Here is a 25,797-nt window from a genome sequence, read left to right as displayed (position 1 = left end):
ATGACCCATGTGCTCCGTTACCCGATGCGCCCGCGCCTTTGGAGCCAAGTCGCGCTCATCGTGGCCTTGCTCGGCATTTGCGTTGCGTCTACCCAGGCCCAGGTGCTGGTCACCGACCCCACGGCCATAGCAACGAGTGAAGAAGGGTTCAAGTCACAGCTTGCGCAAAGCATGGCGCAATACGCCAGGCAAGGGATGGAGTACGCAAAGCAGCTTGAACAATATTATCAACAAGTCGAACAGTACAAACAGTTGCTCATGACCATAAAGGGTCTCGGCATCAATGTTTCCTTGTCGTCGAACAAGCTCGAGCCAATCGACGACCCGACTGAGCTCATCGACCAGAATTGTCCGAGCACGCCAGGCGGTTCGATAGTCTTCAAGCTTGTGACATCGGTTGCATCGTCTTTCAGCCCTGACACGCCCATTACCGTCGCTCAACAACAGGTCTGTGCAAATATCACGATGCTCCATATTGATGAGTACAACCGTACGGTGGCTATCCTCGGCAAGCTCGATCAGTACGGCCAAACTTTGCAAAAGCTGAACAAGCTGGCAAACGAAGTGAAAACGCTAGGCACGACAAGCGGCGCCACTACGCAGGCTGCCACTTACAGCGCGACCGCCGCCTACGCCATGCAGGGATGGCAGACAGCCATTGCCGGAGACGAGGCGCTTATTCAGGCCCTCAACCAGCAACAATCCATCCTGGCAAAAAAAGCGCTAAAGGGAAGCAGCGTGATTGGGACCGTCGTTCAGGCGGCAGCCTTGAAAGCGGCATTCTCGATCGACTGACGTATTCGGGCGGCCTCCCAATGCACAAGGGGTGAGTCGCCAAACGCGCAAGAAGGGAATCACGCGCAATGCCAACAAACCTCGCCGATTTCGTTTACTTCAGGCTGGTGTACGACTACCTGAGCAAACAAATCAACACCTTTGGAATGGACCTCATGGCGTCCTTCATGACCTGGGCAAGCGCACTAGCGCTGCTCATGGTCACGTTGTGGATCATGATCCAGGGTTATCGGCTGATTACCGGGCACTCGCGCGATTCACTGATGGCGATGGTGATGAACATGACGCGCATCGTCATCATCGTCAGCGCCGCAACCACGATGTCGGTGTTCGGCTCCAATCTGCAGCAGCTGTTCACGACTGACCTGAGTACAGGCATCAATCAGCTGTTCACCGGCAGCGACGACACGGCTGCGGAGACCATCGACCAGAACCTGGCCTGGACACAACTCGCACTGGGCGCGATCGATGCCGTGCAGGTTGCCCCCGGCGACATCGAGAACGCCGAACGCAAGGCGCACGCCATGCTCATCGCTGGACTGGGCACGGCCAGTCCACCGATGGCTGCCGGTGCCATGTTGTTGCTTTACCAGGCCACCATCGCCCTGTTCATCGGTATGGGACCGCTGTTCATCCTTTGCCTGATCTTCGACCAGACCAAGGATCTCTTCCGCAAGTGGCTGCTCTACGGCATCGGCACCATCTTTTCCATGGCCGCGCTCAGTTTCATCAGCTCCCTCGTGTTGCAGCTGACATTACGCGTAGCAGCAGCACTCTGGACGGCGAACTTGATTACCCAGATGACCGGTTTCGGTGCTGAAGGCCTCTCCAACCAGGCACTGCAGCAAGGTGGCATCGGCCTGTTGATGACCGTCCTGATCGTCAGCGTGCCACCACTGGCCGCCGCTTTTTTCCAGGGCACCGTGGGAAGCTTCATGCACTACTCCGCCTTCGGCGGCGGCACCGGCAATCGCCCAGGGCCGCAGGGACAACCGCCCGGGTCCTACGGTGGATATAGCGGATCGCTTGCGCAGCGAGCTGCGCAGGCAGGACAGCAAAGTCATCACCTGCATGCCGGCAGTGGTCCGCACGGCGTTGCGCTGTCCGTATCCGGCGCACGCACGACGGCCATGTCGGCCCCGCAGCAGGCGGAAGCAATCCCGATTCGTCCGCATCCGAGAGACCGCACCTGAGCACGCGCCAGGTTCGCGTAAATGCCTTGCCAACCCGATGGAGGTCGCCTTGATACGACACGCCCGTTCTGCCCTTCTTGCGTTCACCGTCGCTGCCTCAGGCCTGACCGTAGCGCCCGTTCATGCTCAGAGCGTGGACCCCTGCAGCGTCTACACTTGCATGGCTGGCGTCTCCGGCGCAGGCGCAAGCGGCGGCGCTGCCTGTGTCCCCGCGACCACCTACTTTTTCAGCCTCGTCGTATTCGACCCCTGGTTCGATGCCGCGGCGACCTCCCAGCTGCGCAGGATGTATCTGATGACTTGCCCTGGCGCGGACGCCGCGACCAACGCTGTCCTACTGAACGCCATCATTGCCGAATGGGGTTCGGTGCCCTGACCACTGGCGAGATCGGCCGGATCCACAACTCACACGGAAAGGTGGGCCCACGATGTTCCGCAACAAGGCGATCGCCGCCTTCTTGGCCCTGCTACTGGCCTTGAGCGCGGGTGTTTACGCATCCGGTTGGCTGGTGTTGGCCCTCCTTCATCTGCAGGCGCCCCTTGACCCTGCAACCTACGGACGTTACCTGGCCGCTGCCTCCAGGCCGGAGGTTCGGCCCTACATGGCCCAGATCAAGCTGGCCGGGGTTGCGGGTTTCGGCCTGCCCGTGGCCGCTTGGGCCGGACTGCTCTATTGCATGTTCAGGACGCGCGCGCGCTCCACCCACGGTGACGCCCGCTTCGCCACCCGTGGCGACCTGGCCCGGCTTGGGCTGCTCAACGATGACCCTACCGGCATCATAGTGGGCAGGCTCGGACGTAGCTTCCTGCGCCTCCGCGGCACGCGGCACGCCTTGCTCGCCGCGCCAACCCGAAGCGGCAAGGGTGTCGGCGCGGTCATTCCCAACCTGCTCAGCTACCAGGGTTCAATGGTCGTGCTGGACATCAAGCAGGAAGCCTTCGACATCACCTCGAGATGGCGCTCGAAGCTAGGGCCGACGTTCCTGTTCAATCCATTTGCCGAGGACCTTCGGACCCATCGCTGGAATCCGTTCGCGTATGTGCGGACCGAGGCGACCTATCGCACGTCCGACCTGCAGGCCATTGCCGATTGCCTATACAAGGACCCGCCGAACCAGGACCCGTTCTGGGTAAACATGGCGCGCTCGGCATTCGTTGCATCCGCCAGCCTCCTTTTCGATTGCTGGACCGATGGCTTGGACAAGGGTTTCGCCAAGGACGATGGCTATCCCACGCTCGGCGCGATCTATCGCCTGCTTTCCGGGTACGGGAGCGATTTGAAGGCTCACTTGAAGTCCGTGCTCCAGCTACCCCATGTCAGCCACGAGACGCGCACGGCCTTTGCCAACATCACCGCGTTGGCGGAACAGACCTTCACCTCCGTGATCGCCAGCACGCAGGCTCCTCTCCTCCTCCTCGCCAACCCGATCCTGGACAAGGCCACTTCGGGCAACGATTTCTGGCTACCCGACCTGCGCCGCCGGGTGCAATCGATCTACGTGGGCATCTCGCCGAGCAAGCTCAGCGAAGCGTCCGGCCTATTGAACCTGTTCTTTAACCAGGCGATCAAGCTCAACGTGGACGTCACTCCGGACAAGGACGCGACCCTCCGGCATCCCTGCCTGTTCATGCTGGACGAATTCACCGCGCTGGGACGGATCGACGTGATGGTCGACGGCGTCGCCTACTTCGCAGGCTACAACGTGCGCGTGTTCTGCGTGATCCAGTCGCTCTCACAACTGGACGCGGTGTACGGCCCGGACAAGGCCCGCAGCATGATCACCAACCTGGCCTGCCAGGTGATCTACACGCCGCGCGAGCAGCGCGATGCCACCGAATACAGCGAGATGCTCGGCTACACCACGGAACGCAGACGGCAACGCACTCGCTCCAAGGGAGGATTTAGCCAAGGTAGCAGCGTGTCCCTGGCCGAAGTGGAGGAGAAACGCGCGTTGATGCTGCCGCAGGAACTGAAGGCACTCGACCCGAAGAAGGAGATCGTGTTCATCGAGGGCACGCCGCACCCGATCCGCTGCAACAAGATCCGCTACTACGAGGACAGCTACTTCAAGTCGAGGCTGCTAGGCGCTGCCAGCGTGCCCCGACTGGAGATGGGCCAGCCGCGTAAGGGCTCCGCCGAAACCAGCTAGCCCCGCGCCCCGTGGGCCGCCCGGATACGGCTCGCCAGCGCGTCAAAGAATTCTGCAGGCAACTCCGCGCGCACGGGCACCCGCCACCAACCCGGTTGCGCAAAGCGTCGGCACTTGATCGCGTCCTTGTCGGTCATCAGTACCGGCAGGTCCTCGCCCAGGTTGAAGTCCGAGGGGACGAAAGCGTGGTGGTCGGGAAACGCATGCTCGACCGGCAGGATGCCGTAAGCGCGCAGGCTGTCGAAGAAGCGGGCCGGATGGCCAATGGCAGCCACCGCGTGCACGCGCTGTCCAGTGAAGGCGGTCAGGGGCTGACAAGTGTCGTCGGTGAGCGAACAGGCATCGCCACCGCGCAATTGCATGGGATAGGCACCCATGCGCTCACCGCCGTTGCACACGCGGATGTCCGCGGTGGCCAGGCGCATCAGCGGTTCGCGCAGCGGGCCGGCCGGCAGCAGGCGGCCGTTGCCGAAGCCGCGCACGGCGTCGATCACGCACACTTCCACGTCGCGGGCGAGGCGGTAGTGCTGCAGGCCATCGTCGGCGATGACCACGTCGCAGCCGGCATTGACGAGCAGGCGGGCGGCGGCGGGGCGGTCGCGACCGACTGCAACCGGGATGCCCTGGGTGCGGATCAGGCTGGGTTCGTCGCCCACCTGCTGCGGGTTCGGTGCGTCACCAAGTAGCAGCGGCTCGCGCTGGGTGCCGCCGTAGCCGCGGCTGACCACGCCGGGATTGAAGCCGCGCTCGCGCAATGCCTGGGCGACGGCAATGGCCAGCGGCGTCTTGCCGGTGCCCCCGGCGGTGATGTTGCCGATCACCACCACTGGCACGTGCAGGCGTACGCTGCGCCGCCAGCCATGGCGATAGAGAAAACGGCGAAGGCCGGTCACGCAGGCGTAGAGCCATGACAGCGGATGCACCCACAGCGGGGTGCGGCCATCGCTGTACCAGGCTTCTTCCAGCTTCTGCGCGAGCGCCATGAGGACGCCTCAGCCTTCTTCCTGTTCGTGGAACTGCATGCGGTGGAGCGCGGCGTACTGACCGCCCAAGGCTACCAACTCCGCGTGAGTGCCGCGTTCAACGATGCGTCCCTGGTCCATCACGGCGATCTGGTCGGCGTGTTCGATGGTGGACAGCCGGTGCGCGATCACCAGCGTGGTGCGGTCGCGCATCAGGCGCTGCAGCGCCTGCTGGATCAGCCGCTCGGACTCGGTGTCGAGCGCGCTGGTGGCTTCGTCCAGCACCAGGATCGGGGCGTTCTTCAGGATCGCGCGGGCGATCGCGAGGCGCTGGCGCTGGCCGCCCGAAAGCATGCCGCCGCCCTGTCCGATCGGGCTGTGGATGCCTTCGGGCATGCGCTGGATGAACTCCATCGCGTTGGCTGCCTCGGCTGCGGCGATGATGTCCGCCTCGCTGGCACCGGCCAGTTCGCCATAGGCGATGTTCTGGGCGATGGTTCCGTCGAACAGCACCACGCTCTGTCCGACCCAGCCGATCTGGCGCCGCAGCGATGCAAGCGTGTACTCCTGATAGTTCTGGCCATCGAGCACGATGCGCCCGGCGCTGGGTTCCTGGAAACGTGGCAGCAGACTGACGAGGCTGCTTTTGCCGCTGCCGGAGCGGCCGACCAGGGCGGTGACGGTTCCGGGCGCGCAGTGCAGGTCGATGCCCCGCAGGGTGTCGACCTCGCTACGTGGATAGCGCAGGCGTACGCCTTCGAAACGCAGGTCGCCACGGGTGCGCTCGATCTCGAGCCGGCCGGTGTCCTGTTCCGGCGGCAGGTCGATGACGTCGAACAGGTCCTCGGCCGCCGATATGCCGCGCTGGATCGTGCCCTGTACGTTCGCCAACCGCTTGAGCGAGGGCATCATGGCGCCCATGGCGGTCAGCACGGTCACGAACACGCCGGGGGATATCCCGTCGATCACCTGCGGCCGTGTGGCCAGGTAAACCAGCAGCGCGAGCGCGAGCGCGGCGACGGTCTGGATGGCCGTGCTTGAACTGGCGGCCGTGGTGGCGATCTTCATGTTGAGGCGGCGCGCCCGGTGCGACACCTCGCCAAAACGCGCGGCCTCGTGCTGCTGTCCACCGTAGACGCGCACCTCGCGGTGCGCGTGGACCGATTCGTCCACGGCGCCGGTCACCGAGCCCATCGAACCCTGGATGCGCCGGCTGATCTCCCGGTAACGCCGGCTGACCATCGTGGCGACCAAACCGATGCCCGGGGCCATCATCAGCAGAGTGAGCGAGAGGTAGGCGCTGTTGGTCAGCATCACGTACAGCATCCCGATGACCGTGACGCCCTCGGTCACCACGACCTTCAGTGCATCGGTGGAAGCCGATGCGACCTGCTCGCTGGTGTAGGTGATGCGGGAGATCTGCTGGCCCGAAGGCTCAGTGCCGAAGAACGCAGCCGGCAGCCGGAGATAGGCCGCGAATACGTCGGCCTGCATCGCTTGCACGACGTTGCGGCCGACGTACGAAATGCCATAGCTGCTGATGAACGTCCCGACGCCGCGCGCGGCGAAGATCAGCACGATCCAGATCGGCATCCAGAAGATCAGGTAAGCGTCCTTCTTGGCGAAAAGCTCGTCGATCATCGGACGCAGCTTCTGCGTGAAGGCCGCCAACGCCCCGCCGTCAACCGCCATGCCGACGATGGCGATCACCCCCACTACCCACCATCGCCGTGTGTAGCCGAGCAGCCGTTTATAGACGCGCAGCGTCTCGGCGTCCCAGACGGCCGCCTTGCGGGTGGGTGTCAACGTGCAGCTTCCTGGCTTGGCGTGGTCGCGATCGCCAGCCGGGTGAAGCCGAGCTGGCCGAGCGCGTCCATGGCGGTCACGACGTCCTGGTGCGCCGTCTTCGCGTCGGCGCGGATCGTCACCGGGCGGTCGCGGTCGTCGCCGGCCACACGTGCGATGGCCTGCTTGAGCGGATCGACGCCCTCGCCCGTCACCGCATCGCTGCCCACATAGAAATGCCCGTCGCGGTCGATCATCACCGTCAGCGCGGGCGCCTGCATGTCGCGCTCTTCGGCGCTGGCCTGCGGCAGCGTGACCTGCAGGCGCGAGTGCTGCACGAAGGTCGTGGTCAGCACGAAGAACATCAGAAGCGTCAGCAGCACGTCGATCAGCGAGATCACGTTGATCTCGAAGTCGTCCTGCCGACGGTCGGAACCGATACGCATGCTTACCCTCAGGCGCTGGTCGCGGCGGTCGTCGCCGTGCGGCGCGGGCGGGCCGCCGGGGCCGGCGTGCCGGTCAGGTCATCGAGCAGCGCGGTGGCCTGCTTTTCCATGTCGACGCAATAGCCGGCCACTTTCGAGCGGAAGTAGCGGTGCAACACGTAGGCCGGGATCGCCACCACCAGGCCCATGGCCGTGCAGATCAGCGCCTCGCCGATGCCACCGGCCATCTTGGTGGGGTCCGCCATGCCGCCGGCCATGACCTGCATGAACATGCGGATCAGGCCGATCACCGTGCCGAGCAGGCCCAGCAGCGGACCAATCAGGGCGATGGTGCCGAGCGTGTTGAGATAGCGCTCCATGCGGTGCACGACGTGGCGACCGGTGTCCTCGATGCGTTCCTTGATCTGCTCGCGCGGACGGTTGCGCACGGCCAGGGCGCCGGCGAGCAGCTCGCCCAGCGGCGAGCCGGCGGCGAGGGCTTCCAGGTGCGCGGGATCGAGCTGGCCGCTGCGCGCCCACTTGCGCACTTCTTCGCCCAACCCGTCAGGAAGGACGGCCTTGCGGCGCAGGGACCACCAGCGCTCCAGCACGATCGCCAGAGCCACCGCCGAACAGATCAGGATGGGGGCCAACGCCCATCCGCCAGCCATCAGAATTTCAAGCACTGCCTAACTCCCGCCAGGGCAACTTCTCAGGGGACGCCGAATCATAGCAGTCCCTTCACATCGTTCCGCGGTGCGCTTGGCAGTTGCAAAAACACCCGTTCATTCGCGCCAGTAGCGGGGTCTGCGCTGCCGCCAGGTGACCTCGATGGCGGGCTCGGCAGTGGCTGGCGCGTCGACCTCGATGGCGCCGCGCGTGGCGGTGTTCAGCAGCGGCACGCCCGCCTGGGCGTAGCGCCCGAGCACGAGCGGGTGTGGATGGCCAAAACGGTTGTGCCAGCCGGCCGACACCAGCGCCAGACGCGGTGCGATCGCGGCGATGAACGACGGGTCGGACGAATAGCGACTGCCGTGGTGCGGCACCACGAGCACCGTGGGGCGAGCGCTTCCGAGGGCAGAGGCCACGGCGGGTTCCACCTGGCTGCTGATGTCTCCAGTGAGCAGCAGGCGCCCGCCCTCGCCATCCACGACCAGCACGCAGGAACGGTCATTGCGCCGCGCTGTTCCGTGAGGACCGGGCGACAGCACGCGGAAGCTCACCCCATCCCAGCGCCAGGCCTGCCCTGCCCGGCACGGCTGCATCGGGAGCGGCATGCGTGCGGGCTCGCCTGCATAGCGCGTGGCGTGCGGAAAGGCCTCCGCCACCGCCGAAGCGCCGCCGGCGTGGTCGTTGTCGGCATGGCTGATCATGAGAACGTCCAGCCGGTCGACCCCGAGTGCGTGCAATGCCGGCACCACCACGGCCTCGCCCAGGTCGAAACCCGACGGATAGCGCGCACCGGCGTCGTAGACCAGCGCATGCCCGCGGGTGCGCACCACCACCGAGAGCCCCTGCCCCACATCCAGCACCCAGGCCTGGAACCCGCCAACCGCCGGCAGCGGCGACACTGGCCAGGCCAGCGGCAGGAACAGCAGCAATCCCACCCCCCGCAGCGGAAGGCCACGCGGGGCGAACAGCCACAACGCTCCCAACGTGGCCAACACGAGCGCCGCTGGCCCTACTTCGGGCAGGTACCAGTGCGCGCCGGGCCAGGCCGCCATCCGCTCAAGCAACCACCATTGGGCATGCGCGAAGAGCGCGGCCAGTTTCAGCACGGGCGTTGCCACGCCGGGCGCGAGCAGGAGCAGCAACGTACCCATCAGCGCGCAGGGGACGATCACGAAACTGACGAACGGCACCGCGATGAGGTTCGAGAGCGCGCCGACCAGGGACGCTTCGCCGAAGAACCACAGCGTCAGCGGTAACAAGGCCACCGTCATCACCAACTGGCCCGCGGAGAGCTCGTGCAGGAAACCGCGCAGGCCGCGCGGGCGCGCCTCCAGGCACAGCATCAGGAACGCCACGCCCACAAATGAGAGCCAAAAGCCCGCCGACAACACCGCGAGCGGGTCGGCCAGCAACATCGCGATCAATGCCAGACCGAGTGTCTGCGCGCCGCCGATCGCCCGTCGGCTGCATCGGGCCAGCGCGACGACCGCAATCATCAGCAAGGTACGCACCGTTGGCAGCCCGAAGCCAGCCAGTGCGCCATACAGCCCAGCCGCCACCAATGCTGCAGCCGCCTGCGCGGGCAGCCGCGGCAGGCGCAGCGCCAGACCGGGCCAAACCCAATACAGCAAGCGCAAAAGCGCTACGCCGAACAGCGCGGCCACGCCCACGTGGAAACCTGAAATGGCGATCAGATGCGGCACGCCGTTGGCACGGGCGACTTCCCAATCGTCCTGGTCCAGCCCACGCGTATCGCCGATGGAAAACGCCTGCAGCAGCGCGGCATCGTGCGGATCGGGCACACGGGCAGCGATGCCACGGGAAATCCGGTCGCGTATGCCGTCAACGCAGTGGCCCGCCTGCAACAGGTGATTGGCGCCGTCTTCGCGCACGTAGCCTGTGGCGGCGATGCGTTTTTCCAGGGCGTTCCGCTCCCCATCGAAGCCGCCAGGGTTGAGCAGGCCGCGCGGCCGGCGCAGTCGCACGTGCAATCGCCAGCGCGAGCATGCCGGTAGCGCCGGCGCGTCGTCGTACCAGCTCAGGCGCACGTGACCATGCAGCGGCACCGGCTTCCCGCCGAGGGTGGCATGGTCGACGTCGAACACGACGCGGGTGGCGTCGCTGCGCACCTGCGGCAACCCGGACAGCGTGCCGGTCACGTCGAAGTCGCGACCATCCAGGTCACGCGGCAGGCGCAGATCGAGCGCGAGCGTGCCGCGCCAGATCGCCCAGCCGGCGCCGAGAAGCACCAGCGCGGGCAGACGCAGGCGCGGCCAGCGCAGGCTGGCCCACAGGACGAGCAGACCGGGCAACGCGATCCACGTCGATGGCGGCAAGGCGGGCAGCCATTGCACGGCCGCCACGCCGCACAGCAAGGCCGCGCCGGTTGTCGCCGCACCGGGCCTCCGTGCCTCGTGCATTCCACCCTCCCGTGGGAAGGAGCCAGTTTAAATGGGGCCTGCCGGTGGAGTGGCTGAAATGCGTGTAGGGATACGGCGCGAACGAACGCTCTGGCAGGCTGGGCTTCACCCCATCGCCGCTGGCATGTGATGGGCTAAAGCTCCCCTGCGGCGTGCTGGCTGTCAGCCCAGCGTTGTGCGGGCTTTTTCCTGCAGCACGCCATTGTGCAGCTCGAGCGTGCGATCCATCTTCGCGGCCAACCGGTGGTCGTGCGTGACCAGGATGAAGCTGGTGCCGACTTCACGGTTGAGTTCGAGCATCAACTCGTAGACGTGTGCCGCATTGCCCTCGTCGAGGTTGCCGGTCGGCTCGTCGCCGAGCACGCAGGCCGGGCGCGTGACCAACGCACGCGCCACGGCACAGCGCTGGCGTTCGCCGCCGGAGAGTTCGGCCGGCTTGTGCTCTTCGCGCTTGCCCAGCCCCACCCGTTCCAGCAGCACGCGTGCCTGGCGCTGCGCATCGGCGATCGACACGCCGCGGATCAACAGCGGCATGCACACGTTCTCCAGCGCGGTGAACTCGGGCAACAGGTGATGGAACTGGTAGATGAAACCCAGCGAGCGGTTTCGCACCCGCCCGCGTTCGGCATCGGAAAGCTTGGACAGGATGCGCCCGTCCACCTCGACCTCGCCACGGGTGAGCGTGTCCAGCCCGCCGATGATGTGCAGCAGCGTGCTCTTGCCCGAGCCGGAGGCGCCGACGATGGCCAGCGTCTCGCCGCGTTTGAGGGTGAAGTTGACGTCGGTGAGCACTTCGGTCTTGAGGTCGCCTTCCTCGTAGGTCTTGGCGATCCCGCTGGCACGCAGCACGACGTTCTTGTCCATGGTCGAAGGCTTATTCATAGCGCAGCGCCTGTGCCGGCTGGGTCCGCGAGGCGCGCCACGCGGGATAAAGCGTGGCCAGCAGCGAGAAGAGGAAGGTGACCAGCGTGACCCAGCCCACGTCGCTGGCGACCAGCTTGCTCGGCACTTCGCTGATGTAATAGACGTCCGGCGAGAGGAAGGTCACGCCGGTGACGTGCTCGATCCATTTGACGATCGCCGGCAGCTTCCACGACAGCAGCGAGCCCAGGCCCACGCCGAAGCCGATGCCAACCACGCCCACCAGCACGCCCTGCACCATGAACATGCCCATGATGCTGCGTGGCGTCGAACCGAGCGTGCGCAGGATGGCGATGTCGGCCTGCTTGTCGGTCACCAGCATCATCAGCATCGAGATCAGGTTGATCACCGCGACCAGGATGATCAGCGACAGGATGATGAACATCACGTGCTTCTCCATCGAGATCGCCGAGAAGAAGTTGGCGTGACTGTCCATCCAGGTCTGCACCATATAAAACTGGCCGAGCGTACTGGCCAGCTCCTTGGCGACCGGGCCTGCGTTGAACATGTCGTCGAGCTTGAGGCGGATGCCGCTGGGGCCATTCAGACTGCCGAGCTTCTCTGCATCGCGCATGTTGACCAGCGCCAGGCCCGAGTCGAACTCCTGCATGCCCAGCTCGAAGATGCCCACTACGTGGAAGCCACGCAGGCGCGGCACGCTGCCCATCGGTGTCGCGCGGAACTCCGGCACCGCCATGGTCACGCGGTCGCCGACGGTCACGCCGAGCGTCAGCGCCAGTTCCTTGCCCAGCACGATGTTCCAGCTGTCGGGCTTGAGCTCGTCCAGGCTGCCCTCGACCATGTGCGTATTGATGTCCGAGACTTTCGGCTCCTGCGACGGATCGACGCCGCGCACCAGCGCACCGCTGGGGCGACGAGCCTGCAGGAAGGCCTCCATCTCGACGTAGGGTGCGGCCCCCTTGACGTGCGGATTGGCCTCGGCGATCTGCACCGCCCGAGGCCAGTCGCGCACTGCTTCACCCGGCAGGCCCGACACGGTGGCGTGCGAGATGGCGCCCAGGATGCGCGTGCGCAGTTCCGAGTCGAAGCCGTTCATCACCGACATCACGGTGATCAGCGCGGTGACGCTGATGGCGATGCAGACGATGGAAACGGTGGAAATGAAGGAGATGAACTGGTTGCGGCGCTTGGCGCGCGTGTAGCGCAGGCCGATGAACAGTTCGAGCGGTCGGAACATGGGCGGTCGCTTCTTCCAGTCGGTGGGCGGGCCGCCCTGTCGGAGCATTATCGGGTATTCGCTCGGACAGTGCCCATGAGGAAAAGTGCCGCGTGGTATCGGCAGGAGCACCCTTGGGCGCGAAGACGGCGGTCGCGCGCGGGCGCTTCTACAAGGCCTCGGCAACCGCGGATTGCGCGGCCAGGCGCATACGCAGACGGCGACGGATGTCGGCGTCGCTGTTGTCAGGTGCCAACAGCAGGACTTCGGTCGCGTGATCGGTCTTCAGTCGCAGCAGCACGCAGCCGCCGATCACTCGATGGGAGAGCAACCTGGCCGGGAGCGGGGTGCGGTCGGCCTGGTAGAGGGTCCAACCATCGGGACCGTAGCCTACGCCGGCAATGCGCGACAGCGTCAAGCGCCGCGTGGCGACGAACGCCAGCGCCAGCGAGCCGGTCGCGATCACGAGCTTGAGCCAGAGGGGTGCACCGCTGAGTGCGACGGCAACGAGGCCCAGCGCCGTGACGATGCCCAATAGCCCACCCGTCAGCCGCGATGGCCGGTAGTCAAAGCCGATGGCGGGCGCGGATGTCATCGATGATCGCCTGCCAGTCGGCGCGCGGGGGCTGCGCGTGGCCCATGATCCAGTCCCACAGGTCCGGATCCTGGGTGCCCAGCAGTTCGTCGAAGGCCTGGCGGGTGGCCTGGTCCGCCGCGTCGTAACGCTCGTCCAGCCAGCCACCCAGCAGCGCATCGAGTTCGCGCGTACCCCGACGGGCACGCCAGCGCAGGCGGGCGAGGCTCATGCAGGTGCATCGCCTTTGGCCCCCTCTCCACCTCGGGGAGATGGCTTGGGTGAGGAGCTGGTCTTGCGGGAAAAGCGGCGCACGGCCTCACCGCACGTTGCCGGATGTCCGTGTGTGGAGCGCTTCATCTTTCCCGGCTGCGCCACGACGGTCCTGGTGAAACTTTGTCGCAAGCGTGTCCCCTCACCCCAGCCCTCTCCCCGGAGGGGAGAGGGAGCTTGATCTTCGGCTCTTACGAACGCCGCTCCACCATCAGCTTCTTGATCTCCGCGATCGCCTTGGCGGGGTTAAGACCCTTCGGGCAGGTGCGCGCGCAGTTCATGATTGTGTGGCAGCGGTAGAGCTTGAACGGGTCTTCCAGGTCGTCCAGGCGCTCGCCGGTGGCCTCGTCGCGGCTGTCGGCAATCCAGCGGTAGGCCTGCAGCAGGATGGCGGGGCCGAGGTAGCGGTCGCCGTTCCACCAGTAGCTCGGGCAGCTGGTCGAGCAGCAGGCGCACAGGATGCACTCGTAGTAACCGTCGAGCTGCTTGCGGTCTTCCGGCGACTGCAGGCGCTCGCGCGCCGGCGCCGGGCTCTGCGTGCGGATCCACGGCTTGATCGAGGCGTACTGCGCGTAGAAGTGCGTCAGGTCCGGCACGAGGTCCTTGACCACCGGCATGTGCGGCAGCGGGTAGATCTTCACCTCGCCCGAGGCGCAGTCGTCGATCGCCTTGGTGCAGGCCAGCGTATTGGTACCGTCAATGTTCATCGCGCAGGAACCGCAGATGCCTTCGCGGCAGGAGCGGCGCAGCGTGAGCGTCGGGTCGATCTCGTTCTTGATCTTCAGCAGGGCGTCCAGAACCATCGGGCCGCACGCGGCCATGTCGACCTCGTAGGTGTCGATGCGCGGGTTCTGGTCGTCGTCCGGGCTCCAGCGGTAGACCTTGAAGGTGCGCGGCTTCTTGGCGTCCTTGGCCGGATAGTGCTTGCCGGACTGGATCTTGGAATTCTTCGGTAGCGTGAACTCTGCCACGATGTGTTCTCCGGTCCGGTTGCTCAGTAAACGCGCTTCTTCGGCGGCACCACGTCGACCTCGTCGGTCAGCGTGTACATGTGCACCGGGCGGAAGTCGAAGCTGGTCTGGCCCGCGTCGCTCAGGCTGACCAGGGTGTGCTTCATCCAGTGCTCGTCGTCGCGCTCGGGGAAGTCCTCGCGGGCATGCGCGCCGCGGCTTTCCATGCGCTGCTCGGCCGAGTGCATGGTGACCACCGCCTGCGCGAGCAGGTTGGACAGTTCCAGCGTCTCGATCAGGTCGGAGTTCCACACCAGCGAGCGGTCGGTGACGCTGACGTCCTTGAACGCGTCGAACACCTCGGAGATGCGTCGCTTGCCCTCGCCCAGCGTCTCGCCGGTGCGGAACACCGCCGCGTCCTTCTGCATCGTCTTCTGCATCTCGGCGCGGATCTGCGCGGTGGGCTTGCTGCCCTTGGCATAGCGGAGCGCGTCGAAACGGCCCAGCGCGTTATCCAGGATGCTGGTCGGCAGATCCTTGTGCAGCGTGCCCGGCTGGATCAGCTCGGCGCAGCGGCCCGCGACGGCGCGGCCGAACACCACCAGGTCCAGCAGCGAGTTCGAACCGAGGCGGTTGGCGCCGTGCACCGACACGCAGGCCGCCTCGCCGATGGCGAACAGGCCCGGCACCACGGCGTCGACGTCGTCACCCTTCTTCTGCACCACTTCGCCGTGGTAATTGGTCGGGATGCCGCCCATGTTGTAGTGCACGGTCGGAATGACCGGGATCGGCTCCTTGGTTACGTCCACGCCGGCGAAGATGCGCGCCGACTCGGCGATGCCCGGCAGCCGCTCGTGGATCACGTCGGCGCCCAGATGCATGAGGTTGAGGTGGATGTGGTCCTTGTCCGGACCGACGCCCCTGCCCTCGCGGATCTCGATCGTCATCGCACGGCTGACCACGTCGCGCGAGGCCAGGTCCTTGGCGCTCGGCGCGTAGCGCTCCATGAAGCGCTCGCCCTCGGAGTTGGTGAGGTAGCCGCCTTCGCCACGCACGCCCTCGGTGATCAGGCAGCCGGCGCCGTAGATGCCGGTCGGGTGGAACTGCACGAATTCCATGTCCTGCAGCGCGAGGCCCGCGCGCAGCACCATGCCGCCACCGTCGCCGGTGCAGGTGTGCGCCGAGGTTGCGCTGAAGTAGGCGCGGCCGTAGCCGCCGGTCGCCAGAACCACGGCGTGACCGCGGAAGAAGTGCAGCGTGCCCTCGTTCATGTCCAGCGCGAGCACGCCGCGGCAGACGCCGGCCTCGTCGAAGATCAGGTCGATCGCGAAGTACTCGATGAAGAACGCCGCGTCGTGCGCCAGCGCCTGCTGGTAGAGCGTGTGCAGGATCGCGTGGCCGGTGCGGTCGGCGGCGGCGCACGTGCGCTGCGCAGTGCCCTTGCCGTAGTGCGTGGTCATGCCACCGAACGGGCGCTGGTAGATCTTGCCTTCCTCGGTACGCGAGAACGGAACGCCGTAGTGCTCCAGCTCGATGATGGCGGCCGGCGCTTCCTTGCACATGTACTCGATCGCATCCTGGTCGCCGAGCCAGTCGGAACCCTTGATGGTGTCGTAGAAGTGGAAGCGCCAGTCGTCCTCGCCCATGTTGCCCAGCGCGGCGGAAATGCCGCCCTGCGCCGCGACGGTGTGCGAGCGGGTCGGGAAGACCTTGGTGATGCAGGCGGCCTTCAGGCCCTTCTCGGCCAGGCCGAAGGTGGCGCGCAGGCCCGCGCCGCCGGCGCCGACCACGATCACGTCGTACTTGTGTTGCTGAACCTTGTAGGCTTCCATCGAACTCAGGCTCCCAGGGCGATGCGCAGCACCGCGAGCACGCCCGCCAGGGTGGCGAGCACGGCAATGAACTTGATCGCCATCAGGAGCGTCGCTTCCTTCCAGCGGGTGTGCACGTAATCCTCGATCACCACCTGCAGGCCGAGCACGGCATGCCAGAACGCGGTGACCACGAAGGCAATCAGCAGCACGGCGTTCCACGGGCGGCCGACGAGCTCGCGGGCGGTGGCGTAGTCGGCGTGCAGCACGCGCAACACCAGCGTGACCAGCCAGATGCCGAGGCCGACCAGGGCAACGGCGGTGACGCGCTGCACCCACCAGTGGCTCACGCCGTGCTGGGCCGAACCCAGGCCACGGGCCTTCTTGAGCGGGTTGCGGTATTCCTTCGGATAGGCACTCATGCTCCAGCTCCCAGAGTCAGCACGTAGGCCCAGACGGCCACCGTCAGCAGCAGGCTGACGATGATCGAGGCCCAGCTCGATCGCACGAACTGCACGATCTCGTAGCCGTAACCGCCGTCCTGCACCAGATGACGGATGCCGTTGCACAGGTGGTAGAACAGCGCCCAGCTCCAGCCGATCAGCAGGACGAGGCCGATGGGACTGCCGACGAAGGCGGTGAAATGGCCGAAGCGCTCCTCGCCGCTGGCCAGCGCGAGCAGGCCCCAGGCAACCAGCAGCAGGCCCACGGACAGGGCGATGCCGGTGGCGCGGTGCAGGATGGAGGTCACCATCTGCACTTGCCACTTGTAGACGGAAAGATGCGGTGAGAGCGGTCGTCGCGTGTCTGCCATGGCGGCTGTCCGTGTAGTGGATTCGCGTCTCGCCCGAGTCGCCCGCCCCTGATGACCTGTACCGGCTCGCGCCGCCACGGGCGAATCAGAAGTCGATGCAGCGTCCGTTCTTTTCCCAGTCGCCGTAGCGGGTGGGATCCGGCGCCGGCCGCTCCGGTCGCGCCTCGCCCTCGGCCGGCCGCGCGGGCACGGCGGGCTGCTCCGCGGGCGCGGAAGCAGGGGCGGGTTCGTTCTTGGAGGAGGACTCGGACATAAGTAAAGCCGCAGAAGCGTAATACGCGCTGACCAAGCAGCACAACCTTGACTGGTGCGTGAAAACCTGTCCGCACCTTGCCTTAACGCGTTTCTTCCCTTATTTCATGCGCCATGCCCAACACCTATTCCGCCGAGCTCATCGCGCTCGAAGGCCCGGACGCGATCGCGTTCGCGCAAGCGCAATTCAGCAGCAACCTCGCCTCGCTGGCCGATGGCCAGTGGCAGTTCAGCGCCTGGCTCGATGCGCAGGGGCGCGTGCGCGCGTTGTTCCATCTGATGCGGCTTGACGGGCAACGCCTGCGCCTGCTGCTGCGCGGTGGTGAGGCGCAGGCGATGGCAGGCGAACTGCAACGCTACGTGTTCCGCGCCAGGCTGCGGGTCCTGGCGTTGCCATTGCGGGAGCTGGCAACCGCCGAGCCCATGCCGTTGCATGCCGTCACGGAACAGGGCGACACGCTGGTGATCGGTTGTGGTTCGCACGCACTGAAGCTGGCCACACGAGGCGACGACGAATGGCGCCTGCGGCAAGTGCGCGCCGGCTGGCCGTGGCTTGTGCGCCACACCGCAGGTGAGCTGCTGCCGGCCTGGCTCAACCTGGGCGCGCTTGGCGCGACGGCGCTGGACAAAGGCTGCTACCCGGGCCAGGAGATCGTGGCGCGTATGCATTACCGCGGCGGCAGCAAACGGCATCTGCACCGCGTTCGACTGTCGCGCCCACTGGAACCGGGCAGCATGCTCGAAGTGGACGGCCAGACGATCCAGTTGCTGGACGTTGTGGCGGTGGGTGGCGCGGCCGAAGCGCTGGCGGTGGTGCACGACGATACCCAGGCCAGCCTGGCTTCCGGAGTGGAGGCGGGGCTTCCGGACGGCTCCGGCGGCGTGCAGGTAATCGCGTTGACTGCGTAGGTGGGCTTCGACCCACCGCTTACGGGGCCAGATGACGGTGGGTCGGGGACCCACCTACGGAGCGAGCCGCTTGCCGTAGACGTGCTGGCTCTTCTGCCGCGCGTAGCCCAAGTGTTCGTAGAACGGATGCGAATCCTGGCGTTGCACGTTGGAACGCACGACCACCATGTCGATGCCCTGCTCCGCAGCCCAGGCTTCGGCCGCGCCGACCAGGGCGCGCCCCACACCGCCACGACGGGCCATGCCGTCGACCACCAGACCCGTGATCTCCACGCGTTCGCCAACCTCCAGATTCAGGCGTCGCTCGGCGGCGATCCAGCCGGCCAGACGCCCTTGCCAGTCGATCACGCGCACGCATTGGCGCGGATTGCCAAGCAACGCATCCAGCCGCTCGGCCATGTTGTCCGGGTCGACCGGATAGCCCAACTCGCCCGCCAGCCGCGCGATCTCGGCAGCGTCGGAGGTGCGCGCTGCGCGCGGCGCTTTCACGCCAGCCGCGAACCGTTGGGTACCGGTCGCTCGACCGCGGTGACAACCACGCCCTCGTCGGTGTGGAAGCCGGTCAACAGGAACTGCGATCGGAACGGGCCGATCTGCTTCTCCGGAAAATTGAGCACGCCCACGATCTGCCTGCCGACCAGTTGCTCGGGCGTGTAGAGCGCGGCGATTTGCGCACTGGTCTTGCGCTCGCCGTAAGGGCCGAAGTCGGCCCACACCTTCCAGGCCGGTTTGCGCGCTTCGGGAAACGGCTCCACGCGGACGATGGTGCCGACCACGATCAGCACCTTCTCGAAGTCCGACCAACTGATTTCTTCCACGCTCATCCTTCCAGTCTCGTTTTCAGCCAATCCTGCAGTTCGGCGCGCCAGTAGCTCGCCTGGGCCGCCATGAAGCCCAGCGGGCGGTAAGTGGAGGCGAGCCCATAATCGTTGAACTCCCGCCACGCGGGATCACCCTCGGCGATGGCAGCCGCCAGCAGCTCGCCGGCCGCGCAGGTCGAGCTCAGCCCATGGCCGCCGAACGCCTGCGCCCACCACAGTCCGTCTTCGCGCCCGCCGATCTGCGGCATCTGGTGGCGCGCGTAGCTCATCAGGCCCGACCAGGCGTAATCGACGCGCACCTCGCCCAACTGCGGGAACACGTGCAGCAGGTCGCGCCGCAGCAAGCGCTGCACCGCGCGCGGCGAACGGTCGAGTACAGAGATGCGGCCACCCCAGAGCAGCCGCGTGTCCGGCAGCGGCCGGTAGTAGTCGAAGGCGAAGCGCGTGTCGTAGATGGCCGCGCGCGTGGCCAGGCATTCGTCAAGGCGATCGCCCAGCGGTTCGGTCACCATCACGTAGGTGGCGATCGGCAGGATCGCGCGGTCGATCCGCCGTTCCAGGCCCGCCAGGTAGCCTCCGCATGCCAGCACGACCTGCTCGGCGAGTACTTCGCCGGAGGCGGTCTGCACGCGCCAGCGATCGCCGTCGCGCTGCAGGCGACGCACGCCGCTGTGTTCGTGGATGCGCACACCCCGCCCGGCCGCCGCCGCGGCCAGTCCGATCGCATAGTTGAGAGGGTGCAAATGCAGGGCATCGCGTTCGAACAGGCCGTCGTGGTAGCGCGGGCTGCGGACAAGCTCGCGAAGGCTGGCTTCGGGCAGCCATTCCCAGTCCACGCCATAGCGCTCGGCCAGCAAATGTTGACGCGTGCGCAATACGCCCGGATCACGAAACCAGTTGGCCCAAATCACGCCCGCATCCACTGCGTCGCAGGGAATCGCGTATTCGGCAACGCGTTGGCGGATGCGGTGCACACCTTCGATGGTCCGCCGGAACAAGGCCTGCGCCCGCTTCTCCCCCAACTGGTCGAACAATGCCTGCTCGCCCAACGAATAGCCGGCGAACACGAAGCCACCGTTGCGCCCGGAAGCGCCATGGCCGATCTGCTCGCGCTCCAACAGTACGACGTCGCGCAGCCCGCGCTCGGCCAGTCCCAACGCCGTGTTGAGTCCAGCGAAGCCGCCTCCGACGACGACCACGCGAGCCTCCTGCCGGCCTTCGAGCGGCGCATGCGGGGCATACGGCGTGGCCGTGGCGCGGTAATAGGACGGAACGGGCGGCGGCATGAGGGACAGGCCAGTCGGGCGACGGCTGAGCATATCGCGGTGGCCGGCGCTATTCGAACGAACCGCCATGGCGCGCAGAACCCGTCGAAGCAACGGTCGGCGCCGGAGCCCGGCTTGCGGATGATGCGCGGCACTGGTCGCCCGGCACATCGCCCGCAAGCGGGCTCCTACAGGTTCATCGGATAAGGGTCAGAGCTGGCTGGCGAACTCGCGCACGACCGGCGCGAGCTTGGGATCCTGCATGGCCATGTGCATGGTGGCGCGAACCAGGCCGGCCTTGTTGCCGCAATCGAAGCGGGTGCCTTCGAAGCGGTAGGCAAGCACCTTTCCCTGCTCCATCAGCAGCGCCTCGATGGCGTCGGTGAGCTGGATCTCGCCACCCGCGCCCGGCTCGGTCTGTTCAAGCAGCTCGAAGATGCGGCCGGGCAGCACGTATCGGCCCACCACGGCAAGGTTCGATGGCGCATCGGCGGGTTTGGGCTTCTCCACCATGTAGCGGATGCGCGCACTGCGCTGGTCGATCGGTTCGGCGTCGACGATGCCGTACTTGTCGGTCTGGTCGTGCGGCACTTCCTCGACCGCGATCACGCCGGCATGTTCCGATTCGGCCAGCGCCGCCATCTGCCCCAGCGCGCCCTTGCCGCGGTTCCAGATCAGATCGTCGGGCAGGATGATGCCGAAGGGCTCGTTACCCACGACCGGCTTGGCGCAAAGCACCGCATGGCCCAGGCCGTGTGCCTCGGGCTGGGTGACGAAGATCGCGCGCACGTTGGACGGCAGCGTGCCCTGTACCAGCGCCAGCAGCTCGTCCTTGCCCTTCTCCTCGAGCTTCGCTTCCAGCTCGTAGGCCTTGTCGAAGTAATCGGCGATGGCGTGCTTGTAACGGTTGGTGACGAACACCAGGGTATCGGCGCCAGCGTCCACCGCCTCGTCGACCGCGTACTGGATCAACGGCTTGTCCAGCACCGGCAGCATTTCCTTGGCGACGACCTTGGTCGCGGGCAGGAAACGGGTGCCGAGGCCGGCCACGGGGAACACCACCTTGCGCAACGGCTTGGTCACTCAGCTTTCTCCTGTTTCGATACGGCCCTGTTCGATACGCCCCGCCTCGCGGCGGATCGACACCACGTTGTCCGGTTGCGCCGTCTCGCTCCAGCGGAACGATGGCAGCAAGCTGGAAACGCAGCGACGCAGTTCGTCTTCATTGAAGATCGCGGTGGCTTCGCAAGCCTTGTTGAGCAGCGCCTGCAACAACTCCCACGAGACCTCGCGATGCTGCGCGAGGAAAATCTTGGCGTGCGCCGTGGCGCTGTAGTTCTCGAGCTGGTGGAAGAGTTCCTCGAACAGCTTCTCGCCTGCGCGCAGGCCGGTGTAGACGATGGGGACCTCGGTACCCGGCTTCTTGCCGGCGAGACGGATCATCTGCTCGGCGAGATCGCGGATCTTCACCGGTTCGCCCATGTCCAGCGCGAAGATCTCGCCGCCCTGCCCCAGGCAGGCGGCCTGCAGGATCAGCTGGCAGGCTTCCGGGATCGTCATGAAGTAGCGGGTGATCTCCGGATGGGTGATGGTCACCGGTCCGCCGTCGCGGATCTGCTGGCGGAACAGCGGCACCACGGAACCGGCCGAATCGAGCACGTTGCCGAAGCGCACCGTGATGTAATGCGTGGCCGAATGGGCGTTGAGGTTCTGGCAATAGATCTCCGCCACGCGCTTGCAGGCGCCCATGACACTGGTGGGGTTGACCGCCTTGTCGGTCGAGATCAGCACGAAGCACTCGACCTGGAACTCGTTGGCCAGGTCCGCCACCGTGCGGGTACCCAGCACGTTGTTGCGGAAGGCCGCCCGCAGTTGCTTCTGCAGCATCGGAACATGCTTGTAGGCGGCCGCATGGAATACCACCTGCGGCTTGGTCTCGGCGAAAGTCTTCTGCAAGGCGATGCGGTCGCCGCAGTCGCACAGCACGCATTCGAGCAGCAGTTCGGGATAGTCGCTGCGCAGTTCCTTGCCGATGCGATAGAGGTTGTATTCGCTCTGCTCGACGATGATCAGCGACTGTGCACCGAGCCGCGCGACCTGGCGGCAAAGTTCCGAACCGATCGAACCGCCGCCGCCGGTGATCAGTACCCGGCGGCCTGTCAGCGTCTCGCGGATGGCGGTCCAGTCCAGCTCGACCGCGTCGCGGCCCAACAGGTCCTCGATCGCCACTTCCTTGATCTCGTTGAATTGCGCGCGGCCGGCAACCACATCCTCGAGCCGCGGTACGGTGCGGTACGGCAAGCCGGTCTGGTCGCACAATTCCACCACCCGGCGCATCTGGCCGGTCGTGGCGCCCGGCAGCGCGATGAGCAGCATCTCCACCGCCGCCTCGCGGGCCAGTTCCGGCAGCTGGTCGATGCACCCCAGCACCGGATGGCCATTGATCGAGGCGCCGCGCAGGCTGGCCTTGTCGTCGACGAAGCCGATCACGCTGAAGCGACCGTCATGGCGCAGGTCGCGTGAGAGCGCCTCGCCCGCGCGATCGGCGCCCACGATGAGCACCCGCTTGGAGGAGCGCGTGCTGAAAAGGTCCAGCCGGCTGTCCTTCCAGAACCGGTAAGCCAGGCGCGGCAGGCCCAGCAGCAGGGTCAAGGCGACTGGGTACAGCAGCAGGACCGAGCGGGGTACGCCCTCCATGCGCTCATAGAGGAACAGCGCCAGGCCGATGGCCAGCGTGCCGAAGATAGCCGCCTTCAGGATGTTCCAGAGATCCGGCAGGCTGGCGAAGCGCCAGACGCCCTTGTAGAGGCCGGTCCAGGTGAACATCAGTCCCTGCATCGCCAGCACGATGGGGAATTCGAGGGCGTCGAAGCTGCCATCCTGGCCCTGCACCGTGGCATAGCGCAGTGCCTTGGCGATCCACCAGGCGAATCCGGCCATCGCCAGGTCGTGCGCGACGACGGCGATCCGCGGGTGGATGAGAGCGATCCATTTACGTGGCGACATGACGGTCCTTCAATGGTGCACGTCGCAGACAGCGGCGCTTGGTAACGATCCATGTTGCGCCGGCCACCGTATAGACGGCGGCACAGGCGGGCAATGCCATGGCCGGGAGTTGCCTCGCGACAACCGCCGCAGGCGCGGCGACGAGCAGATTCCAACCCAGGTACCACGCGGTAGCGCGCGCATGCGTGCGGCCGGATCGTACCAGCCACTGGTAGAGATGCTCGCGATGCGGAGCATACCAGCGCCTGCCGCGTAGGAAGCGGTTCAGCAACGTCAAGCTGGCATCGGCAACGAAACCGGACACGAGGATGAGTGCCGGCCAAAGCAGCGCCGGTTCAACCCGCCAGAGCATGGCCGCCAGTGCGAACAGCAGCAGGCCCACGCTGCCACTTCCCACGTCGCCCATGAAGATCCGGGCCGGCGGCCGGTTGTAGAGCCAGAAGCCGAGACAGGCCGATGCCACGACGAAGCTTGCCCCCATCAGCGCAGGCTGGGCCACGCTCGCGGCGAGGCAGCCAAGCCCTGCCGCCACGAAGATGCCCTGCTGCGCCAGCAACGCGTCGATGCCGTCCATGAAGTTGTGCAGGTTGATACTCCAGCCGCCGGCGAGCACCAGCAGCGGCAACCAGACCCAGGCAAGACCTGCGCTCGCGATCAGTGCCGCGCTGAAAAGCGCGGTCGCGAGTAGCTGAACGCCCAGTCTCGGCCATTGCCGCAGCGGCCGATGGTCGTCCCACCATCCAATCGCTGCGACCAACAACAAGGCCAGCGCCAGACTGGCGATCGTCAACGCCGACCAGGCACCGGCCAAGCTCAGCAACGCACCGGGCATCGCGACCAGGCAGGCCAGCACGATGCCGATGCCGCCGCCGCGCGGTGTCGGCAGCGTGTGCGAACGGCGCTGGCCGGGCTGGTCCAGCATTCCACGCCGGTGCGCATAAGCGATTGCGCCACGGACCGCCACCGTCGCGATGACCAGCGCGACCAGGCTCCATCCCAGCACGATGGTGAGTTCGGGACGGATCACTCGTTGGCGACGCCGTGGATCGGGCGGATGGTGCTCCAGCCCTTGCAGCTGGGACATTGCCAGTGATGGGCCTTGGCGCCGAAGCCGCACCGGCTGCAGCGATACATCGCCTGGCCCTCGAGCAGCTTGCGCGTGAGGTCGCGCAGGATCAGGAAATTCTCGCGCGCCTCGCCTTCGATCTTGTCCATGGTCGCATCGATCAACGCCATCAACCCGCGCACCGAGGGGCGCTGGCGCAGCTGCGACGTCAGGAACTCGATGCCGGCCCGTTCGCCATCGCGCTGGTTATAGAGCTTGGTCAACGCCAGCACCGGCGAGATGCCGTTGTAGCGGGCGAGGATGTCACGCAGGAAATGCTCGGCACGCTCCATCTGCCCGGTGCGTGCGTAGCTGTTGAGCAGCGGCGGGAGGATTTCCGGCACGAACGCGATGTCCGCGCCGACGGCTGCCTCGTAGGCCTCCACGGCTTCGGCGTGCTCACCAGCTTCGGCATGCAGACGGCCGGTAAGCATGAAGGCGCGCACGCAATCGGCCTGGCACCCGAACGCCTGGCGCAGGTAGTCGCGCGCTTCCGACCTTGCGCCATGCTGGCGGGCCTGCTCGGCCAGTTCGCAATAGAACTGGGCGATCATGGGCGATTCGTCATCACCGGTCATCGTCTCGAGCCGGCGCGCGTGGTCGATCGCCTTGTGCCAGTCGCGCTCGTGCTGATAGATGGCCACGAGATGCCGCAGCGCCGACGGTGCGTGGGCGTTCATGGCGACCAGATCGGAGAACAGCGCCTCGGCGCGATCGAGCAGGCCGGCTCGCATATAGTCTTCGCCCAGTTCCAGCAGCGCGACCGTCTTCATCGCCTCGGTCAGGCCCGGTCGCGAAACCAGGTGCTGATGCAGGCGGATGGCGCGATCGACTTCGCCGCGCCGACGGAACAGGTTGCCCAACGCAAGATGGGTTTCCACGGTGTCGCGGTTGTATTCGGCGAGCTTGAGGAAGACCTCGATTGCCTTGTCCTGCTCTTCGTTGAGCAGGTAGTTGAGGCCGCGGAAGTAATCGGACGAAAGCTCACTGACCCGCATGCCCGAGCGATGGACCGCTGCCCGGCGGGCCGCAAACCAGCCGCTGGCGAACGCGGCAGGCACCAGCAAAACCAGCACGTAGAGGACGTTCATGCGCGGGCCGGCGTCTTCCCGCTGGACGGCCGCGCGCGACGCAGCACGCGCCGATGGCGCAGGCTCATGCCCAGCCAGGCGGTAAGACCGCCCAGCAGCCAGCCGATCAGCAATGCGACCAGCAATCCGGCTCCCTTGGGCAGGGTCACCCTGAAAAAGGCCAGGTCGTAGCTCACCGGATCGGCGTTGAGCGCGCCGACGACCACGCCGATGACGACGAAAAGCGCCAGGATGAGTAAGGCAATCAATCGCATCGCGCGACTTTACCGGAATCCGCTTGAACTGGCACGGACCATCCCTTCAGGGAGGCGTGGATGGGGATCGGGCCCGTAATGCGGAATGGGGTAACCCGCCCTCGGTCCGCCACCTGTGAAAAGAATCGACCAGTCACGCATGAGAACAAAAAAGGCAGGATCGGCTTGCGCC

26 protein-coding genes are annotated in these 25,797 nt (G+C 66.1%); 4 read left to right on the top strand and 22 right to left on the bottom strand.

What is annotated here, in order from left to right; all coding sequences use genetic code 11:
* The 3 genes from ACFWZ1_RS07820 to ACFWZ1_RS07810 all read left to right on the top strand — a co-directional run bounded on the left by ACFWZ1_RS07820 (position 1) and on the right by ACFWZ1_RS07810 (position 4,138).
* Positions 1 to 795, top strand: a complete 795-nt coding sequence (locus ACFWZ1_RS07820; protein WP_439665990.1) for a hypothetical protein — start codon at positions 1 to 3, stop codon at positions 793 to 795.
* 68 nt (positions 796 to 863) lie between these two features.
* Positions 864 to 1,988 carry a type IV secretion system protein gene (locus tag ACFWZ1_RS07815; protein WP_439665989.1) on the top strand — a complete coding sequence of 375 codons (1,125 nt, stop codon included), beginning with the start codon at positions 864 to 866 and terminating at the stop codon, positions 1,986 to 1,988.
* Positions 1,989 to 2,416: 428 nt separating this feature from the next.
* Entirely contained in the window at positions 2,417 to 4,138 is a 1,722-nt protein-coding gene (locus ACFWZ1_RS07810; protein WP_439665988.1) for a type IV secretory system conjugative DNA transfer family protein, read from the top strand.
* Here the strand turns inward: ACFWZ1_RS07810 and lpxK are convergent.
* The 14 genes from lpxK to ACFWZ1_RS07740 form a co-directional block, all read right to left on the bottom strand.
* Positions 4,135 to 5,121, bottom strand: coding sequence for a tetraacyldisaccharide 4'-kinase (gene lpxK, locus ACFWZ1_RS07805; protein WP_439665987.1), 987 nt, complete (start codon positions 5,119 to 5,121; stop codon positions 4,135 to 4,137). The genes ACFWZ1_RS07810 and lpxK overlap by 4 nt on opposite strands.
* Before the next feature lie 9 nt (positions 5,122 to 5,130).
* Positions 5,131 to 6,906, bottom strand: coding sequence for a lipid A export permease/ATP-binding protein MsbA (msbA, locus tag ACFWZ1_RS07800; RefSeq protein WP_439665986.1), 1,776 nt, complete (start codon positions 6,904 to 6,906; stop codon positions 5,131 to 5,133).
* Positions 6,903 to 7,331, bottom strand: a complete 429-nt coding sequence (locus tag ACFWZ1_RS07795; protein ID WP_231325330.1) for an ExbD/TolR family protein — start codon at positions 7,329 to 7,331, stop codon at positions 6,903 to 6,905. Before ACFWZ1_RS07795 ends, msbA begins: the two co-directional genes overlap by 4 nt.
* Positions 7,332 to 7,339: 8 nt before the next feature.
* On the bottom strand, positions 7,340 to 7,996 hold the full coding sequence (locus ACFWZ1_RS07790) for a MotA/TolQ/ExbB proton channel family protein (RefSeq protein WP_231325329.1): 657 nt from the start codon (positions 7,994 to 7,996) through the stop codon (positions 7,340 to 7,342).
* A 99-nt stretch (positions 7,997 to 8,095) separates the two neighbouring features.
* On the bottom strand, positions 8,096 to 10,402 hold the full coding sequence (locus ACFWZ1_RS07785; RefSeq protein ID WP_439665985.1) for a DNA internalization-related competence protein ComEC/Rec2: 2,307 nt from the start codon (positions 10,400 to 10,402) through the stop codon (positions 8,096 to 8,098).
* 162 nt (positions 10,403 to 10,564) lie between these two features.
* Complete coding sequence (lolD, locus tag ACFWZ1_RS07780; protein WP_439665984.1) at positions 10,565 to 11,284, bottom strand: lipoprotein-releasing ABC transporter ATP-binding protein LolD; 720 nt, start codon at positions 11,282 to 11,284, stop codon at positions 10,565 to 10,567.
* Positions 11,277 to 12,521 (bottom strand): lipoprotein-releasing ABC transporter permease subunit, encoded by a 1,245-nt coding sequence (locus tag ACFWZ1_RS07775; RefSeq protein WP_439665983.1) that lies wholly within the window; start codon positions 12,519 to 12,521, stop codon positions 11,277 to 11,279. Before ACFWZ1_RS07775 ends, lolD begins: the two co-directional genes overlap by 8 nt.
* A gap of 148 nt (positions 12,522 to 12,669) precedes the next feature.
* Positions 12,670 to 13,095, bottom strand: coding sequence for a protein YgfX (locus ACFWZ1_RS07770; RefSeq protein ID WP_439665982.1), 426 nt, complete (start codon positions 13,093 to 13,095; stop codon positions 12,670 to 12,672).
* On the bottom strand, positions 13,067 to 13,306 hold the full coding sequence (locus ACFWZ1_RS07765; RefSeq protein WP_439665981.1) for a succinate dehydrogenase assembly factor 2: 240 nt from the start codon (positions 13,304 to 13,306) through the stop codon (positions 13,067 to 13,069). Before ACFWZ1_RS07765 ends, ACFWZ1_RS07770 begins: the two co-directional genes overlap by 29 nt.
* Positions 13,307 to 13,538: 232 nt before the next feature.
* The gene (locus tag ACFWZ1_RS07760; RefSeq protein ID WP_424682422.1) at positions 13,539 to 14,318 is read right to left on the bottom strand and encodes a succinate dehydrogenase iron-sulfur subunit; all 780 of its coding nucleotides are present in this window, start codon (positions 14,316 to 14,318) and stop codon (positions 13,539 to 13,541) included.
* Positions 14,319 to 14,341: 23 nt separating this feature from the next.
* Positions 14,342 to 16,129, bottom strand: a complete 1,788-nt coding sequence (gene sdhA, locus ACFWZ1_RS07755; RefSeq protein ID WP_439665980.1) for a succinate dehydrogenase flavoprotein subunit — start codon at positions 16,127 to 16,129, stop codon at positions 14,342 to 14,344.
* Between the two features lie 5 nt (positions 16,130 to 16,134).
* Positions 16,135 to 16,530 (bottom strand): succinate dehydrogenase, hydrophobic membrane anchor protein, encoded by a 396-nt coding sequence (gene sdhD / locus ACFWZ1_RS07750; protein ID WP_231325313.1) that lies wholly within the window; start codon positions 16,528 to 16,530, stop codon positions 16,135 to 16,137.
* Complete coding sequence (gene sdhC / locus ACFWZ1_RS07745) at positions 16,527 to 16,922, bottom strand: succinate dehydrogenase, cytochrome b556 subunit (RefSeq protein ID WP_439665979.1); 396 nt, start codon at positions 16,920 to 16,922, stop codon at positions 16,527 to 16,529. Before sdhC ends, sdhD begins: the two co-directional genes overlap by 4 nt.
* An 85-nt stretch (positions 16,923 to 17,007) precedes the next feature.
* Positions 17,008 to 17,175, bottom strand: a complete 168-nt coding sequence (locus ACFWZ1_RS07740; protein ID WP_231325310.1) for a DUF1674 domain-containing protein — start codon at positions 17,173 to 17,175, stop codon at positions 17,008 to 17,010.
* 113 nt (positions 17,176 to 17,288) lie between these two features.
* On the opposite strand from ACFWZ1_RS07740, the gene ygfZ reads away from it, so the two are divergent.
* On the top strand, positions 17,289 to 18,083 hold the full coding sequence (gene ygfZ / locus ACFWZ1_RS07735) for a CAF17-like 4Fe-4S cluster assembly/insertion protein YgfZ (protein WP_439665978.1): 795 nt from the start codon (positions 17,289 to 17,291) through the stop codon (positions 18,081 to 18,083).
* 54 nt (positions 18,084 to 18,137) lie between these two features.
* Here ygfZ and ACFWZ1_RS07730 read toward each other — a convergent pair whose 3' ends face one another.
* The 8 genes from ACFWZ1_RS07730 to ACFWZ1_RS07695 all read right to left on the bottom strand — a co-directional run bounded on the left by ACFWZ1_RS07730 (position 18,138) and on the right by ACFWZ1_RS07695 (position 25,625).
* Positions 18,138 to 18,572 (bottom strand): GNAT family N-acetyltransferase, encoded by a 435-nt coding sequence (locus ACFWZ1_RS07730; RefSeq protein ID WP_439665977.1) that lies wholly within the window; start codon positions 18,570 to 18,572, stop codon positions 18,138 to 18,140.
* A complete protein-coding gene (locus ACFWZ1_RS07725; RefSeq protein ID WP_345778313.1) occupies positions 18,569 to 18,907 on the bottom strand; it encodes a tRNA-binding protein in 339 nt (112 codons plus the stop codon). The genes ACFWZ1_RS07730 and ACFWZ1_RS07725 overlap by 4 nt, the downstream gene beginning before the upstream one ends.
* On the bottom strand, positions 18,904 to 20,190 hold the full coding sequence (locus ACFWZ1_RS07720; protein ID WP_439665976.1) for an NAD(P)/FAD-dependent oxidoreductase: 1,287 nt from the start codon (positions 20,188 to 20,190) through the stop codon (positions 18,904 to 18,906). The genes ACFWZ1_RS07725 and ACFWZ1_RS07720 overlap by 4 nt, the downstream gene beginning before the upstream one ends.
* Positions 20,191 to 20,379: 189 nt before the next feature.
* Positions 20,380 to 21,252: a UTP--glucose-1-phosphate uridylyltransferase GalU gene (gene galU / locus ACFWZ1_RS07715; RefSeq protein WP_231325303.1), complete on the bottom strand. Its 873-nt coding sequence runs from the start codon at positions 21,250 to 21,252 to the stop codon at positions 20,380 to 20,382.
* The gene (locus ACFWZ1_RS07710; protein WP_231325301.1) at positions 21,253 to 23,175 is read right to left on the bottom strand and encodes a polysaccharide biosynthesis protein; all 1,923 of its coding nucleotides are present in this window, start codon (positions 23,173 to 23,175) and stop codon (positions 21,253 to 21,255) included.
* Positions 23,162 to 24,202, bottom strand: a complete 1,041-nt coding sequence (locus ACFWZ1_RS07705; RefSeq protein WP_439665975.1) for an MraY family glycosyltransferase — start codon at positions 24,200 to 24,202, stop codon at positions 23,162 to 23,164. The genes ACFWZ1_RS07710 and ACFWZ1_RS07705 overlap by 14 nt, the downstream gene beginning before the upstream one ends.
* A complete protein-coding gene (lapB, locus tag ACFWZ1_RS07700) occupies positions 24,199 to 25,371 on the bottom strand; it encodes a lipopolysaccharide assembly protein LapB (RefSeq protein WP_231325297.1) in 1,173 nt (390 codons plus the stop codon). The genes ACFWZ1_RS07705 and lapB overlap by 4 nt, the downstream gene beginning before the upstream one ends.
* Positions 25,368 to 25,625, bottom strand: a complete 258-nt coding sequence (locus ACFWZ1_RS07695) for a lipopolysaccharide assembly protein LapA domain-containing protein (RefSeq protein ID WP_231325295.1) — start codon at positions 25,623 to 25,625, stop codon at positions 25,368 to 25,370. The genes lapB and ACFWZ1_RS07695 overlap by 4 nt, the downstream gene beginning before the upstream one ends.
* Positions 25,626 to 25,797 lie beyond the last annotated feature (172 nt).

The organism is Frateuria sp. GZRe14, assembly GCF_051900395.1.
In the GTDB taxonomy this organism is placed as follows: Bacteria; Pseudomonadota; Gammaproteobacteria; order Xanthomonadales; family Rhodanobacteraceae; genus Frateuria_A; species Frateuria_A edaphi.
The sequence above is the reverse complement of the archived record's forward strand: the minus strand, read 5'-3'. Positions and strand labels throughout refer to the sequence as shown.

Bases quoted from the DNA above. Each gene is read 5' to 3' on its own strand.
- sdhD (WP_231325313.1), bottom strand. From the start codon at position 16,530: ATGAGTGCCTATCCGAAGGAATACCGCAACCCGCTCAAGAAGGCCCGT.
- sdhA (WP_439665980.1), bottom strand. From the start codon at position 16,129: ATGGAAGCCTACAAGGTTCAGCAACACAAGTACGACGTGATCGTGGTC.
- ACFWZ1_RS07770 (WP_439665982.1), bottom strand. From the start codon at position 13,095: ATGACATCCGCGCCCGCCATCGGCTTTGACTACCGGCCATCGCGGCTG.
- lolD (WP_439665984.1), bottom strand. From the start codon at position 11,284: ATGAATAAGCCTTCGACCATGGACAAGAACGTCGTGCTGCGTGCCAGC.
- ACFWZ1_RS07740 (WP_231325310.1), bottom strand. From the start codon at position 17,175: ATGTCCGAGTCCTCCTCCAAGAACGAACCCGCCCCTGCTTCCGCGCCC.
- ACFWZ1_RS07775 (WP_439665983.1), bottom strand. From the start codon at position 12,521: ATGTTCCGACCGCTCGAACTGTTCATCGGCCTGCGCTACACGCGCGCC.
- ACFWZ1_RS07765 (WP_439665981.1), bottom strand. From the start codon at position 13,306: ATGAGCCTCGCCCGCCTGCGCTGGCGTGCCCGTCGGGGTACGCGCGAA.
- ACFWZ1_RS07720 (WP_439665976.1), bottom strand. From the start codon at position 20,190: ATGCCGCCGCCCGTTCCGTCCTATTACCGCGCCACGGCCACGCCGTAT.
- ygfZ (WP_439665978.1), top strand. From the start codon at position 17,289: ATGCCCAACACCTATTCCGCCGAGCTCATCGCGCTCGAAGGCCCGGAC.
- lapB (WP_231325297.1), bottom strand. From the start codon at position 25,371: ATGAACGTCCTCTACGTGCTGGTTTTGCTGGTGCCTGCCGCGTTCGCC.
- sdhC (WP_439665979.1), bottom strand. From the start codon at position 16,922: ATGGCAGACACGCGACGACCGCTCTCACCGCATCTTTCCGTCTACAAG.
- ACFWZ1_RS07710 (WP_231325301.1), bottom strand. From the start codon at position 23,175: ATGTCGCCACGTAAATGGATCGCTCTCATCCACCCGCGGATCGCCGTC.
- lpxK (WP_439665987.1), bottom strand. From the start codon at position 5,121: ATGGCGCTCGCGCAGAAGCTGGAAGAAGCCTGGTACAGCGATGGCCGC.
- ACFWZ1_RS07795 (WP_231325330.1), bottom strand. From the start codon at position 7,331: ATGCGTATCGGTTCCGACCGTCGGCAGGACGACTTCGAGATCAACGTG.
- ACFWZ1_RS07725 (WP_345778313.1), bottom strand. From the start codon at position 18,907: ATGAGCGTGGAAGAAATCAGTTGGTCGGACTTCGAGAAGGTGCTGATC.
- ACFWZ1_RS07695 (WP_231325295.1), bottom strand. From the start codon at position 25,625: ATGCGATTGATTGCCTTACTCATCCTGGCGCTTTTCGTCGTCATCGGC.
- ACFWZ1_RS07810 (WP_439665988.1), top strand. From the start codon at position 2,417: ATGTTCCGCAACAAGGCGATCGCCGCCTTCTTGGCCCTGCTACTGGCC.
- ACFWZ1_RS07815 (WP_439665989.1), top strand. From the start codon at position 864: ATGCCAACAAACCTCGCCGATTTCGTTTACTTCAGGCTGGTGTACGAC.
- ACFWZ1_RS07785 (WP_439665985.1), bottom strand. From the start codon at position 10,402: ATGCACGAGGCACGGAGGCCCGGTGCGGCGACAACCGGCGCGGCCTTG.
- ACFWZ1_RS07820 (WP_439665990.1), top strand. From the start codon at position 1: ATGACCCATGTGCTCCGTTACCCGATGCGCCCGCGCCTTTGGAGCCAA.